Annotated in this window: 13 protein-coding genes and 1 riboswitch; of the genes, 9 read left to right on the top strand and 4 right to left on the bottom strand. The window is 71.6% G+C overall.

The features are described from left to right. Nucleotides 1-46: 46 nt before the first annotated feature. From rpsB to ACIGEZ_RS30260, 9 genes are all read left to right on the top strand, one after another. Nucleotides 47-955, top strand: a complete 909-nt coding sequence (gene rpsB, locus ACIGEZ_RS30220; protein WP_399837286.1) for a 30S ribosomal protein S2 — start codon at nucleotides 47-49, stop codon at nucleotides 953-955. 113 nt (nucleotides 956-1,068) lie between these two features. Beyond that, complete coding sequence (gene tsf, locus ACIGEZ_RS30225; RefSeq protein WP_399837288.1) at nucleotides 1,069-1,905, top strand: translation elongation factor Ts; 837 nt, start codon at nucleotides 1,069-1,071, stop codon at nucleotides 1,903-1,905. Between the two features lie 158 nt (nucleotides 1,906-2,063). Next, complete coding sequence (pyrH, locus tag ACIGEZ_RS30230; protein WP_399837291.1) at nucleotides 2,064-2,828, top strand: UMP kinase; 765 nt, start codon at nucleotides 2,064-2,066, stop codon at nucleotides 2,826-2,828. A 93-nt stretch (nucleotides 2,829-2,921) separates the two neighbouring features. Further along, on the top strand, nucleotides 2,922-3,479 hold the full coding sequence (frr, locus tag ACIGEZ_RS30235; RefSeq protein WP_026057589.1) for a ribosome recycling factor: 558 nt from the start codon (nucleotides 2,922-2,924) through the stop codon (nucleotides 3,477-3,479). Continuing rightward, on the top strand, nucleotides 3,479-4,594 hold the full coding sequence (locus tag ACIGEZ_RS30240; protein ID WP_399837292.1) for a phosphatidate cytidylyltransferase: 1,116 nt from the start codon (nucleotides 3,479-3,481) through the stop codon (nucleotides 4,592-4,594). The genes frr and ACIGEZ_RS30240 overlap by 1 nt, the downstream gene beginning before the upstream one ends. Before the next feature lie 79 nt (nucleotides 4,595-4,673). After that, nucleotides 4,674-5,780, top strand: a complete 1,107-nt coding sequence (gene rlmN / locus ACIGEZ_RS30245; protein ID WP_399837294.1) for a 23S rRNA (adenine(2503)-C(2))-methyltransferase RlmN — start codon at nucleotides 4,674-4,676, stop codon at nucleotides 5,778-5,780. A gap of 29 nt (nucleotides 5,781-5,809) precedes the next feature. Then, nucleotides 5,810-5,920: riboswitch (TPP riboswitch) on the top strand. Between the two features lie 82 nt (nucleotides 5,921-6,002). Further along, entirely contained in the window at nucleotides 6,003-7,115 is a 1,113-nt protein-coding gene (locus ACIGEZ_RS30250) for a thiamine ABC transporter substrate binding subunit (RefSeq protein ID WP_399837297.1), read from the top strand. 77 nt (nucleotides 7,116-7,192) lie between these two features. Next, nucleotides 7,193-8,806 (top strand): ABC transporter permease, encoded by a 1,614-nt coding sequence (locus ACIGEZ_RS30255; protein WP_399837300.1) that lies wholly within the window; start codon nucleotides 7,193-7,195, stop codon nucleotides 8,804-8,806. Continuing rightward, entirely contained in the window at nucleotides 8,806-9,825 is a 1,020-nt protein-coding gene (locus ACIGEZ_RS30260) for an ABC transporter ATP-binding protein (protein WP_399837303.1), read from the top strand. Before ACIGEZ_RS30255 ends, ACIGEZ_RS30260 begins: the two co-directional genes overlap by 1 nt. Nucleotides 9,826-9,831: 6 nt before the next feature. Here ACIGEZ_RS30260 and ACIGEZ_RS30265 read toward each other — a convergent pair whose 3' ends face one another. From ACIGEZ_RS30265 to ACIGEZ_RS30280, 4 genes are all read right to left on the bottom strand, one after another. Further along, nucleotides 9,832-10,851, bottom strand: coding sequence for a hypothetical protein (locus ACIGEZ_RS30265; RefSeq protein WP_399837305.1), 1,020 nt, complete (start codon nucleotides 10,849-10,851; stop codon nucleotides 9,832-9,834). 96 nt (nucleotides 10,852-10,947) lie between these two features. Then, complete coding sequence (locus ACIGEZ_RS30270) at nucleotides 10,948-12,063, bottom strand: LOG family protein (RefSeq protein ID WP_399837308.1); 1,116 nt, start codon at nucleotides 12,061-12,063, stop codon at nucleotides 10,948-10,950. A gap of 193 nt (nucleotides 12,064-12,256) precedes the next feature. Further along, nucleotides 12,257-13,384 carry a hypothetical protein gene (locus tag ACIGEZ_RS30275; protein WP_399837311.1) on the bottom strand — a complete coding sequence of 376 codons (1,128 nt, stop codon included), beginning with the start codon at nucleotides 13,382-13,384 and terminating at the stop codon, nucleotides 12,257-12,259. After that, nucleotides 13,366-14,094, bottom strand: a complete 729-nt coding sequence (locus ACIGEZ_RS30280; protein ID WP_399837314.1) for an ABC transporter ATP-binding protein — start codon at nucleotides 14,092-14,094, stop codon at nucleotides 13,366-13,368. The genes ACIGEZ_RS30275 and ACIGEZ_RS30280 overlap by 19 nt, the downstream gene beginning before the upstream one ends. Nucleotides 14,095-14,278 lie beyond the last annotated feature (184 nt).

The raw sequence follows: 14,278 nt of genomic DNA on the forward strand, positions 1-14,278 counted from the left end.
GCCGGGGCGTCAGGAACACAACCGAGAAACCCAAGGAGATACGGCCATGGCCGTCGTCACGATGCGGGAGCTGCTGGAGAGCGGCGTCCACTTCGGTCACCAGACCCGTCGCTGGAACCCGAAGATGAAGCGCTTCATCTTCACCGAGCGCAACGGCATCTACATCATCGACCTGCTCCAGTCGCTGTCGTACATCGACCGCGCCTACGAGTTCGTCAAGGAGACCGTCGCGCACGGCGGCTCCATCATGTTCGTCGGTACGAAGAAGCAGGCGCAGGAGGCCATCGCCGAGCAGGCGACCCGCGTCGGCATGCCGTACGTCAACCAGCGCTGGCTGGGCGGCATGCTCACCAACTTCTCGACCGTCTACAAGCGTCTGCAGCGCCTCAAGGAGCTCGAGCAGATCGACTTCGAGGACGTGGCCGCCTCCGGCCTCACCAAGAAGGAGCTCCTGGTCCTCTCCCGCGAGAAGGCCAAGCTGGAGAAGACCCTTGGTGGTATCCGCGAGATGCAGAAGGTGCCGAGCGCCGTCTGGATCGTCGACACCAAGAAGGAGCACATCGCCGTCGGTGAGGCGCGCAAGCTCCACATCCCGGTCGTCGCGATCCTCGACACCAACTGCGACCCCGACGAGGTCGACTACAAGATCCCGGGCAACGACGACGCGATCCGCTCCGTCACCCTGCTCACCCGCGTGATCGCCGACGCCGTCGCCGAGGGCCTCATCGCCCGCTCCGGCGCCGCGACCGGCGACTCGAAGCCGGGCGAGAAGGCCGCGGGCGAGCCGCTCGCCGAGTGGGAGCGCGACCTGCTCGAGGGTGAGAAGAAGGCCGACGAGGCTGCTGAGAAGCCGGCCGAGACCGAGGCTGCCGCCGAGGTCGTCGCCGAGGCTCCGGCCGAGGCCGCCGCCGAGGCCGAGGCCGAGGCCCCGGCCGCGGACGCCGAGCAGGCCTGACCCTTCAGGACCCGCAGGACCTTCGGGTGACGACGGCGGGGGCCCACGAAGCCCCCGCCGTCCACCCGTGGGACCCCGCCCGATCTTTCAGACTTCGAGAGAGAAACAGACTCATGGCGAACTACACCGCCGCTGACGTCAAGAAGCTCCGCGAGCTCACCGGCGCCGGCATGATGGACTGCAAGAAGGCCCTGGACGAGGCCGACGGCGACGTCGACAAGGCCGTCGAGGCCCTGCGCATCAAGGGCCAGAAGGGTGTCGCCAAGCGTGAGGGCCGCTCCGCCGAGAACGGCGCCGTGGTCTCCCTCATCGCCGCCGACAACACCTCCGGCGTCCTGGTCGAGCTGAAGTGCGAGACGGACTTCGTCGCCAAGGGTGACAAGTTCCAGGCCGTCGCCGCCGCGCTCGCCGCGCACGTCGCCGCCACCTCCCCGGCCGACCTCGAGGCCCTGCTCGCCTCCGAGATCGAGGCCGGCAAGACCGTCCAGGCGTACGTCGACGAGGCCAACGCCAACCTCGGCGAGAAGATCGTCCTCGACCGCTTCGCGCAGTACGCCGACGGTTTCGTCTCCGCGTACATGCACCGCACCATGCCCGACCTGCCGCCGCAGATCGGTGTCCTGGTCGAGCTGGACAAGGAGAACGCCGAGGTCGCCAAGGGTGTCGCGCAGCACATCGCCGCGTTCGCCCCGAAGTACCTCTCCAAGGACGACGTCCCGGCCGAGGTCGTCGAGACCGAGCGTCGCGTCGCCGAGGAGACCACCCGCGCCGAGGGCAAGCCCGAGGCCGCGCTCCCGAAGATCGTCGAGGGTCGCATCAACGGCTTCTTCAAGGACGCGACGCTGCTCGGTCAGCCGTACGCCCTTGACAACAAGAAGACCGTTCAGCAGATCCTGAACGAGGCCGGTGTCACCCTGAAGCGCTTCACCCGCATCAAGGTCGGCATCTGAGTCCGTACGCAACGGACACCGGACCCCGGTAGGGTCTGAAGCAGCCGCCCGCGTTCGCGCCGGACGGCCGCAGATCTGACGAGGAGGCCATTGCCGTACGGGAAACCGCAAGGACCCCAGGGCAATGGCCTTCTTCGTATGTGCACGAGGAGATCTCCATGAATCAGGGCCCCGCACAGGGCGACGACAACAACGGCAAGAAGGCCGGCCGCTACATGCTGAAGCTGTCCGGAGAAGCCTTCTCCGGCGGTACGGGCCTGGGCGTCGACCCGGACGTCGTGCACGCCATCGCGCGCGAGATCGCCGCCGTCGTCCGCGACGGCGCGGAGATCGCGATCGTGATCGGCGGCGGCAACTTCTTCCGCGGCGCCGAGCTCCAGCAGCGCGGCATGGACCGCGCCCGCTCGGACTACATGGGCATGCTCGGCACGGTGATGAACTGCCTCGCCCTCCAGGACTTCCTGGAGAAGGAGGGCATCGACTCCCGCGTCCAGACCGCCATCACCATGGGCCAGGTCGCCGAGCCGTACATCCCGCTGCGCGCCGTGCGCCACCTGGAGAAGGGCCGCGTGGTCATCTTCGGCGCCGGAATGGGCATGCCGTACTTCTCCACCGACACCACCGCCGCACAGCGTGCCCTGGAGATCGACGCCGAGGCGCTGCTGATGGGCAAGAACGGCGTCGACGGGGTCTACGACTCCGACCCGAAGACCAACCCCGACGCGGTCAAGTTCGACGCACTGGAGTACGGCGAGGTGCTCTCCCGCGACCTCAAGGTCGCCGACGCCACCGCCATCACCCTGTGCCGCGACAACAACCTCCCGATCCTCGTCTTCGAACTGCTCGCCGAGGGCAATATCGCGCGCGCGGTGAAGGGTGAGAAGATCGGCACTCTCGTGAGCGACCAGGGCACCCGGGCCTGACCCGATCCGGGAACCGCCCCGCGAGGGGATGGACAGAGCCCTGCCGGTCGTACACCGTGCAGGACACAACGCGACGACACGCAGGAGCAAGTGGTGATCGAAGAGACCCTCCTCGAGGCCGAGGAGAAGATGGAGAAGGCCGTCGTGGTCGCCAAGGAGGACTTCGCCGCGATCCGCACCGGCCGTGCGCACCCGGCGATGTTCAACAAGATCGTGGCGGACTACTACGGTGCCATCACCCCGATCAATCAGCTGGCGTCGTTCTCGGTGCCGGAGCCGCGCATGGCCGTGGTGACCCCGTTCGACAAGAGCGCGCTGCGCAACATCGAGCAGGCCATCCGCGACTCGGACCTCGGCGTCAACCCGAGCAACGACGGCAACATCATCCGTGTGGTGTTCCCCGAGCTCACCGAGGAGCGCCGCCGGGAGTACATCAAGGTCGCCAAGGGCAAGGCCGAGGACTCCAAGATCTCGATCCGCTCCGTGCGCCGCAAGGCCAAGGAGACCATCGACAAGCTCGTCAAGGACGGCGAGGTCGGTGAGGACGAGGGCCGCCGCGCGGAGAAGGAGCTCGACGACACCACCGCGAAGTACGTCGCGCAGGTGGACGAGCTGCTCAAGCACAAGGAAGCCGAGCTGCTCGAGGTCTGATGAACGACTCTTCCTGGGGGGCCCCGGCCGGTTCCGGCTTCGGGGGACCCGACCAGGGGCCTGCCCCGGCGGGTCCCGCCTACGAAGGGCGGCAGGCGGCGCAGACTCGGCCCATGCCCATCGCGTCCGACGTTCCCGCCGGCGACAACCAGGACGATCACGACCGGGGGGCCGCTCAGCCGAGCGGTCCCCTGTTCCGTGACGAGACCCCGCACGAGCACCCGCACGAGCATCCGCAGGAGCCCATGTCCAGCCCGTCCCAGCCCGCGCCTTCGCCTCGGCAGAAGCCGCGGCAGAAGAAGAGCGCGGGTCGTGACCTCGGCGCTGCGATAGGGGTCGGCCTCGGGCTCGGCGCCGTCATCATCGCGTCGCTGTTCATCTGGAAGCCGGCGTTCGTCGGGGTGATAACGGTCGCCGTCGTGGTCGGCCTGTGGGAGCTGACCTCCCGCCTCCAGGAGCGCAAGGGCATCAAGGCGCCGCTGGTCCCGCTCGCGGTCGGCGGCGCGGCGATGGTCGTCGTCGGGTACGTGCGGGGAGCGGAGGGTGCCTGGGTCGCGATGGCCCTGACCGCGCTCGCCGTGCTCGTGTGGCGGATGACGGAGCCGCCCGAGGGCTATCTGAAGGACGTCACGGCGGGCGTGTTCGCCGCGTTCTACGTGCCGTTCCTGGCGACGTTCGTGGCCATGCTGCTGACCGCGGACGACGGCCCGTGGCGGGTGCTGACCTTCCTGGTCCTGACGGTGGTCAGCGACACCGGCGCGTACGCGATCGGGTGGCGTTTCGGCAAGCACAAGCTGGCCCCGCGCATCAGCCCCGGCAAGACCCGCGAGGGCCTCGTCGGCGCGGTGACGTTCGCGATGGCGGCGGGCGCGCTGTGCATGCAGTTCCTGATCGACGACGGCACGTGGTGGCAGGGCCTGATCCTGGGCCTCGCGGTCGCGGCGAGCGCGACCCTGGGCGACCTGGGCGAGTCGATGATCAAGCGCGACCTGGGCATCAAGGACATGGGCACCCTGCTGCCGGGCCACGGCGGCATCATGGACCGCCTGGACTCCCTGCTGCCGACGGCTCCGGTGGTGTGGCTGCTGCTCGTGCTGTTCGTAGGAAGCGGCTGACCTGTGTTTTTGCCATGAAGGGCTCGTTATCCACAGGGTGACGGGCCCTTCGTCGTATCTCTGCGACACTGGTAGGACCATGCCCAAGCCCGGAGAACTCACTTTCGTCGCCCCGCGCGGAGCCAAGCAGCCCCCGCGGCACCTCGCCGACCTCTCGCCCGCCGAGCGCAAGGAGGCGGTCGCCGCGATCGGCGAGAAGCCGTTTCGCGCCAAGCAGCTGTCCACGCACTACTTCGCGCGATACGCGCACGACCCCGTGGAGTGGACCGACATTCCCGCGGGCTCGCGCGAGAAGCTCGCGGGGGAGCTGCTGCCCGATCTGATGTCCGTGGTGCGGCACGTCTCGTGCGACGACGACACCACCCGTAAGACGCTGTGGCGGCTGCATGACGGCACGCTGGTCGAGTCGGTGCTCATGCGCTACCCGGACCGGGTGACCATGTGCATCTCCTCGCAGGCCGGCTGCGGTATGAACTGCCCGTTCTGCGCCACCGGCCAGGCCGGTCTCGACCGCAACCTGTCGACGGCCGAGATCGTGCACCAGATCGTCGACGGCATGCGCGCGCTGCGCGACGGCGAGGTCCCGGGTGGTCCGGCACGGCTGTCGAACATCGTCTTCATGGGGATGGGCGAGCCGCTCGCCAACTACAAGCGGGTCGTCGGCGCCATCCGCCGGCTCACCGACCCCGAGCCCGACGGCCTGGGCCTGTCCCAGCGCGGCATCACCGTCTCCACCGTCGGTCTGGTGCCCGCGATGCTGCGGTTCGCCGACGAGGGCTTCAAGTGCCGCCTCGCCGTCTCGCTGCACGCCCCCGACGACGAGCTGCGCGACACCCTCGTGCCGGTGAACACCCGCTGGAAGGTCCGCGAGGTGCTCGACGCGGCCTGGGAGTACGCGGAGAAGTCCGGGCGCCGGATCTCGATCGAGTACGCGCTGATCCGGGACATCAACGACCAGGCCTGGCGCGGCGACCTCCTCGGCCGGCTGCTCAAGGGCAAGAGGGTGCACGTCAACCTGATCCCGCTCAACCCCACGCCCGGCTCGAAGTGGACCGCGTCCCGTCCCGAGGACGAGAAGGCGTTCGTCGAGGCCATCGCCGCCCACGGCGTGCCCGTCACCGTCCGCGACACCCGCGGCCAGGAGATCGACGGTGCCTGTGGACAGCTCGCGGCCGCCCAACGCTGACCTTGTACCCTGAGCTCGAACACATCTGCATATTCCGACAGGGGAGCGCCACAGCGCTGAGAGTGCGGTGACCGTCAGACCGCAGACCCTCTGAACCTCGCCCAGGTCATTCTGGGTAGGAAGTTCGGTCGTAACTCGAGCTGTTGCGCCCTGCCCGCGTCCGGTGTCCCCGGCCGCGGGCAGGGCCGCGTCTCTTCCTGGTCACCCCCAGGAGGACATCAAGTGAGCACCACCAAGTCCGGCATCGGAAAGCTGGCCGCCACCGCGCTCGTCGCGGCGCTCGGCGTCACCACCCTCGCCGCCTGCGGCACCGAGGACATCCGCGGTGCGGCCGGCAAGACGGGTGCTCCCGCGCCCAAGACCGTCACGCTGGTCAGCCACGACTCCTTCAACGCCTCCAAGGAGGTGCTCGCGGAGTTCACCAAGGAGACCGGTTTCACGATCAAGGTCCTCAAGAGCGGTGACGCCGGCGAGGCCGTCAACAAGGAGATCCTGACCAAGGGCTCCCCCCAGGGCGACGTCTTCTTCGGCGTCGACAACACGCTCCTGTCCCGCGCCCTCGACAACGGCATCTTCACGTCGTACGAGGCGAAGGGCCTGGACCGGATCCCCGCCGCGCTCCAGCTCGACAAGGAGCAGCACCGGGTCACCCCGATCGACTCCGGCGACATCTGCGTCAACTACGACAAGCAGTACTTCGCCGACAGGAAGCTCGCGCCCCCGCAGTCCTTCGACGACCTGGCCAAGCCCGCGTACAAGGACCTCCTCGTCGTCGAGAACCCCGAGCGCTCCTCCCCGGGCCTCGGCTTCCTCCTCGGCACGGCCGCGAAGTACGGCGACGCCGGCTGGGCGGACTACTGGAAGAAGCTCAAGGCCAACGGTGTGAAGACCGTCGACAGCTGGGAGCTCGCCTACAACCAGGAGTTCTCCGGCTCCGCCGGCGGCAAGAAGGCCAAGGGCGACCGCCCGCTGGTCGTCTCGTACGCCTCCAGCCCGCCGGTCGAGGTGCTCTACTCCGAGCCGCAGCCGAAGGTGGCGCCCACCGGCGTCTCCACCGGCACCTGCTTCCGGCAGACGGAGTTCGCCGGCCTGCTGAACGGGGCGAAGAACCCCGAGGGCGGCAAGGCGCTGATCGACTTCCTGATCTCCAAGAAGTTCCAGGACGACATGCCGCTGCAGATGTTCGTCAACCCGGTGACCAACGACGCGACCCTCCCCAAGCTCTTCACCCAGCACGGCGTGGTGGTCGACAAGCCGGAGACCATGGCGCCGGAGAAGATCGCCGAGCACCGTGACCAGTGGATTCAGCAGTGGTCGTCGCTCGTCCTGAAGTAGTCCCCCCGGACCGGCTTCCGGACCGCCCCCCGGACCGCCCCCCGGGCCGCAGGGGAAGCGCGGCGCGGCTGGGGCTGATGCTCCTGCCCGTCGCCTTCTTCGCGGTCTTCTTCGCCTGGCCCGTCGTCTCGATCGTCGAGCGCGGGCTCAGGCCGGACGGACACTGGGAGCTCGGCCGCTTCGGCGAGACGCTGAGCAGCCCGGAGATCCTCGACGTCCTGTGGTTCACCCTGTGGCAGGCGCTCGCCTCCACCGTGCTCACCCTGCTCGTCGCGCTGCCCGGCGCGTACGTCTTCGCCCGGCTCGACTTCCCGGGCAAGCGCATCCTGCGGGCCGTCGTCACGGTGCCGTTCGTGCTGCCCACGGTCATGGTCGGCACCGCGTTCCTCGCCCTGGTGGGCCGCCGCGGGCTGCTCGACGAGCTGTGGGGCGTACGGCTCGACACCACCGTGTGGGCCATCCTCCTCGCCCACGTCTTCTTCAACTACGCCGTCGTCGTCCGCACCGTCGGCGGCCTCTGGTCCCAGCTCGACCCGCGCCAGGAGGAGGCCGCCCGGGTCCTCGGCGCCTCCCGCCGGCGGGCCTGGCGGACGGTCACCCTGCCCGCGCTCGGCCCGTCCGTCGCCGCCGCCGCGCTCATGGTGTTCCTGTTCACCGCGAGCTCCTTCGGCATCGTGCAGATCCTCGGCGGCCCCGCGTACTCCACCCTGGAGACCGAGATCTACCGGCAGACCGCCGACCGGCTCCAGCTGTCCACGGCCGCCGTCCTGACCATCGTCCAGTTCGTCGCGGTCGGCGTCATCCTCGGCGTGCACGCGCGGACCGTACGGCGCCGGGAGACGGCGCTGAAGCTGGTCCCGCCGGAGCGCACCGCCCGCCGGCCCCGCGGCGCCGGACAGTGGCTGCTCCTCGGCGGAGTCCTGCTCTCCATCGCCCTGCTGATCCTCGCCCCGCTCGCCGTCCTCGTCGAGCGCTCCCTGTCCACCCCCACCGGCTACGGCCTCGACTACTACCGGGCGCTGCAGCACGTCGACGACAACGGCACCTTCCTCGTGCCGATGACCGACACGATCGTCAACTCCCTCCAGTACGCGCTCGCCGCCACCGCCATCGCCGTCGTCATCGGCGGTCTCGCCGCGGCCGCGCTCACCAGGCGGGCCGGACGGCTGGTCCGCGGTTTCGACGCGCTGCTCATGCTGCCGCTCGGGGTGTCCGCCGTCACCGTCGGCTTCGGCTTCCTCATCACCCTCGACGAGCCGCCCTTCGACCTGCGGGCCAGCTGGATCCTGGTGCCGCTCGCGCAGGCGCTGGTCGGTGTGCCGTTCGTCGTACGGACCATGCTGCCGGTGCTGCGCGCGGTGGACGACCGGCTCCGCGAGGCGGCCGCCGTGCTCGGGGCCTCGCCGTGGCGGGCCTGGCGTGAGGTCGACCTGCCGCTCGTGCGACGGGCCCTGCTCATCGCGGCCGGCTTCGCCTTCGCCGTGTCGCTCGGCGAGTTCGGCGCGACCGTCTTCATCGCCCGTCCCGACAACCCGACCCTGCCGGTCGCGGTGGCCCGCCTCCTGAACCGGCCCGGCGAGCTCAACTACGGCCAGGCCATGGCCCTTTCGACGATCCTCATGGTGGTGTGCGCGGTGTCCCTGCTGCTCCTCGAACGGCTCCGTACCGACCGGACCTCGGGGGAGTTCTGATGCTGACGCTCAAGGACGCGACCGTACGCTTCGGGGACCGAGCCGCGCTCGACGCGGTGGACCTGGAGGTCGCCGACCACGAGATCGTGTGCGTGCTCGGGCCGAGCGGCAGCGGCAAGTCCACGCTGCTGCGAGCCGTCGCCGGACTCCAGCCGCTGAGCGCCGGCCGCGTCCTGCTCGGCGGCGCCGACCAGGCCGGCGTGCCCGTGCACCGGCGCGGGGTCGGCCTGATGTTCCAGGACCACCAGCTCTTCCCGCAGCGCGACGTCGCCGGCAACGTCGCCTTCGGGTTGCGCATGCGCGGCGTGACGAAGGCCGAACAGGCCGCCCGCGTCAAGGAGTTGCTCGACCTCGTCGGCCTCCCCGGTGCCGGCCGCCGCGCCGTCTCCTCCCTCTCCGGCGGCGAACAGCAGCGCGTGGCCCTCGCCCGTGCGCTCGCCCCGCGGCCCCGCCTGCTGATGCTGGACGAGCCGCTCGGGCAGCTCGACCGGGGCCTGCGGGAACGACTCGTGGTCGAACTCCGGCAGCTCTTCGGGCAGTTGGGTACGACCGTGCTCGCGGTCACGCACGACCAGGGCGAGGCGTTCGCGCTCGCCGACCGGGTCGTGGTGATGCGCGACGGACGAATCGCCCAGTCCGGCACGCCCCTTGAGGTGTGGCGGCGCCCGGCCTCGGAGTTCGTGGCCCGCTTCCTCGGCTTCGACAACGTGGTCCCGGCGACCGTCACCGGCGCCGCCGCCGACACCGTCTGGGGCAAGATCCCCGTCCCCGACGGCTCTCCCCAGGGCGAGCGCCGCCTCCTCGTCCGCCCCGGCGGCGTCGCCCTCGCCGCGGCCGGCGAGGGCCTGTCCTGCCGCGTCGAAGCCCGCACCTTCCGCGGCAACCACGTCGCCGTACGCCTCCTCCCCGCCGAAGGCCCGCCGCTGGAGGCGGAGTTCCCCCTGCGGGACGCACCCGAGGAGGGCGCGGAGGCGGAGGTGGTCTTCCGGGCGGAGGACGTGGTGGTACTCGACGACTGACCCACGTCAGCGCCAGGGGTCCCATGCGCGGTCGTGGATGGCCCGCAGCCACGGCAGCCGGACCTCGGGCAGCCGGGCAAGGGTGTGGCGGAACACGTGACGATCGGGCCGGAAGAGGCCGCGGGGCCGCAAGGGCAGCGGATAGTCGTCGCGCAGCACGCCCTCCGGCAGCGTGCCGGACACCGGCACCGGCGAGATCTCCCCGGGCAGCGCGAGATACGCCCACACGGAGGCCTCCAGCGGCACGGGCACCGCCCCGCCGTCCGGCTGCCACGGCTCGCCTGTCAGCGGATGAGGCGGTACGAGGGCGATGTCCACTCCCATCGCGGGCACCCCCGGCCCGGCCAGGCCCACGGACCTCGCCCCCGGACCCGAAGGGAGCAGTGTGGCGACGGCGCGTCCGAACATCTCACCGAGGTAGCCGTCCGGCAGGGCCACGGGTCCGCCCGCGGAGGCGACGAGCAGATGGGCGAGCGCGGTCCCGGCGGCCGCCTCCCACAGCGGGCTCCAACAACCGCTGGGGTCGACCGGGGATGTCGCCTCGGCCGGGACGGTCGGCGCGGCCCCGGTCACGCGCGTCCGGCGCACCGCGTCCGGCTCGAACCACACCGCCTGCCACAACCCGTAGTCGTCCACACGGGTCGCCACCGGGAGCCCGCACTCCTCGCACGCCAGGTTGGGCCCCGCCCCGCCGTCGAGACCCATGCAGTGGCTCTCGCATCGCTCCTGGATCAGCACGGTGCCGCGCGAGTCACCCGGCGCAACGACGATCCGGCCCGGTGCCCCGAGGGACACCGAGTACACCGGCGCGAACACCCCACGGGCCGCCGCTTCCGCCTCCCCGAGCTCCTCCCAGGTCCGCCACGGCGGCCCGGACGGCGCCGGGTCGACGGCGTACGTCCCCGGCCCCATCAGCGGCGGCAGCAACACGTGCCCGAAGCACTGAGCCGCCTGGGCGGGAAGCGGCACCCGGGTCAGTGGTGCGGTCAGCCCGGCGCCGCACCCCCCACACACGAACACATCCATCGCTGCGGGATTCTGCCCGCCGGGCGCCCCGGCCTCCAACCGGTTTGCGGCCGCCCCGTACAGCGGTCGGCACCCGCTCCGCCGGGCGGGGGAGAGCTACTGCGCCGCCAGTCGGGCCAGCGCCTGAGGGGCCTCGTCGATCGAGTCGACCAGGGCGATCCGCGCCGCCATCGGTCGCTCGGCCGCCAGGGCCCGGAGCAGGGGCCAGGTCGGCAGGCGCTCGGTCCAGTGGGCCTGGTTCACCAGGACCATCGGCGTCGGGGTGCCCCGCGACTCGTAGTAGTTGGGGGTCGCGTTGTCGAAGATCTCCTGCACGGTGCCCGCGGCGCCCGGCAGGAACACGACGCCGGCGGTCGAGCGGGCGAGCAGGCCGTCCTCACGGGTCGCGTTGGCGAAGTACTTGCCGATCCGGGCGGCGAAGGCGTTGGGCGGCTCGTGCCCGTAGAACCAGGTCGGGATGCCCACCGAGTCACCGCCGCGCGGCCAGCGGGACCGCACCTCGAAGGCCGCTCGGGCCCAGTCCGTGACCGAGGGGGTGAACGACGGGGCCTTCGCGAGGAGTTCCTGGGCCTCGTCGAGGACGTCGTCGGCGAGGGGTGCGGTGTACGCGCCCAGGTTCGCCGCCTCCATCGCGCCCGGCCCACCACCCGTCGCCACCGTCAGTCCCGAGCGGGTCAGCGACCGGCCGAGCCTCGCCGCCCCCGCGTACGCGTCGGTGCCGCGGCCCATCGCGTGGCCGCCCATCACGCCGACGACCCGCGCGCCCGCCAAGTGCTCGTCCAGCGCGTCGGAGATGGCGTCGTCGTGGATCGACCGCAGCATCGACGCGAAGACGTCGCCGTCGGCCTTGGTCCGCTGGAACCAGTCGTACGCGAGAGCGTCCGGCGTCGAGGCGTACGGGTGCTCGGCGACGCCCTCGAACAGTTCCTCGGGGGAGTAGAGCCGGGCCCGGTACGGATCGAACGGCAGGTCCGGCACCGGCGGGAACACCAGCGCGCCGTCGGCCCGCACCTTCGCCGCGGCCTCCGGTTGCATGGCGCAGCCCAGGAAGACGGCGTCGGTGGTCTGGGCGGTGAGCAGCGCGAAGGTGCGGTCGGTGAGGTCGACCGACTGGACCCGGCAGCCGCCGAGGCCGCCGGGCGCGGCGAGCGCCGTGTCGAACTCGTCTAGCGAGTGGATCTCGCGGCCCTGCCGCGCGTGCTGGGTGACCATTTGCCCACGATAGGCACGTCGCCGCTGTGTGGTGGATCAGGAGGTGCGGCTCCTGCGTCCTTTGCGGCTCCCCCGGTGCCACGGCACGCCGTCGGCGGCTGTCGCCCGTAGCCCGCCGGTCCCGCCCGTAGCCCGCCGGTCCCGCCGTGGCCGGCCGGTCCCGCCCCCGGCCGCGGCCAGTCCCCGGCCGTGGTCAGCCCGAGAGGGGGACGGCCGCCAACGCGCCCACCGTCCACGTCAGCGGGACGAAGACCGCCAGCAGGATGCCCGCGCGCAGGAGGGCCGCCGTGCGGAGGGCGTTCGGTGGGGCACCGACGCGGAGCAGGGCTTCCGTCGTCTCGGCGCGGGACTGCTTCGACTCCAGGGCCGCGGTCAGGAGGGTTGCCGTCGTGCAGGCCAGGACCAGCGTCGCGCCCAGGCCCGTCAGCGGACCGAAGTCGTCCGACGCCGGGTCGTACAGCGTGACCGCCGCCACCGCCGCCGAGCCCACCGCGCAGACCACGCCCAGCGGCCTGCCGATCCGCCGTGACTCGTCCATCAGCACCCGGCCCGCCAGCAACCGCACCGCCCCCGGCCGCACCGACTGCAACAGGCGCCCGCACCAGTGCGTGAGGCCCGGGCCTGCCATCGCCAGGCCCACGGCCGTGAGGGCCCAGCCGACGAGTACCCCGGCGGGCAGCGGGGCGCCGTCGGAGCCGGAGTCGGCCGTGGCCGCGTACGTCTCCACCGCAAGGCCCACCGCAAGCAGGGCCACACCCCACGGGAGGCCCGAGGGCGGGGACTGCTCCCCGGCCGTCTCCGCCGGGACCGGCTTCCCCGGGCGCAGCGCCAGGCCCGCCGCCGTCGCCGCGGTCACCGGGAGGATCGCGAGGAGGGTGAGGGCGCCCGCGAGCGGGACCGGCTGGTCGGCGGCCAGGAGTTCCGCGGCCGCTCCGTCGAAGGGGAGCCCGGTGATGTCGCCGCGCAGGTGGAGGTAGAAGAGCAGGGCGATCATCGAGCCGAGCGTGCACTCGACCGCCGTGGACGCCGCCGCGATCGCCGTGAGCCGGGCGGGTCCGAGGCCGATGGCCGAGAGGCCGGGGCGTGGCCGGGTGCTGGGGTCCGTCCGCGCCACCGCCACCGCGAACTGCACCGTCGCGGCCAGCGGCAGCGCGCACCACAGCAGGCGCAGGACGGACGCGGAGGAGTACGCGGGGTGCCCGACGGCGTAACCGAGGGTGCACAGGAGCAGGAAGCCCACCCCGGCGGCCGCCGTGGCGACGGCGAGCCGGCGTAGCTGGACGACGGGGTGGGTGCCGCGGACTAGACGGAGAGCGAGCACGCGGTGACGCCCTCCGCCCCGGTGGCCGGCGGTACGGACCCCACGCGGCGTCCGTCGAGCAGGGCGACGGTGCGGTCGGCGAGGGCGGCGACCTCGGCGTCGTGGGTCGCGAGCAGCACGGTGATCCCGTGCGAGCGGGCCGCGGCGGTGAGGGTGCGCAGCACCTGCGCGCCGTCGGCGCGGTGCAGGGACGCGGTCGGTTCGTCGGCGAACAGCACCGAGGGGGTGGTGACGAGCGCGCGGGCGATCGCGATCCGCTGCCGCTGCGACTGGGTGAGGGCGCCCGGCCGCTTGCGGGCACAGGCGCCGATGTCGAGCCGTTCCAGCCACTCGGTGGCCGCCGTCTTGGCGGCCCGGTGGGAGAGCCCGCGCAGCAGCAGGGGGAGGGCCGCGTTCTCCCACCCGGTCAGTTCGGGGACGAGGCCGGGTTCGGGGTCGATCCAGCCGAAGCGCTCCCGGCGCAGCCGCTCCCGCTGGGCCGCGCCGAGGGTGTGGACGGGGGCGCTGTTGAACCAGACCTCGCCCTGCTGGGCGACGGTCTGGCCGGACAGGCAGCGCATGAGGGTGGTCTTGCCGCTGCCGCGCGGTCCGACGAGCGCGAGGATCTCGCTCTCGCGTACGCCGACCGAGACGCCGGTCAGCACGTCCGAGCCGCCCAGGGTGCAGTGCAGGGAACGCGCCCAGAGCACGTCGTTGTCCGGTGGGGCCATCGCGTACACCTCGATGTCGAAGCCGAGTCGAAGCCAAACAGTGTCCGTTCCCCCGGACGGGGGAACGAGGGGACCGGCCTGTCGGTCACTGGGGGGTCACTCGGCACCGTAAGGATTCAGATCGGTTTGTACGGACAGCACGCGGCCCGGGCGGGCCGTCATCCACTCGGATGGCGGCATGCCC

Origin of the sequence: Streptomyces sp. NPDC085481, from assembly GCF_044541845.1 — a bacterium.
GTDB lineage: Bacteria > Actinomycetota > Actinomycetes > Streptomycetales > Streptomycetaceae > Streptomyces.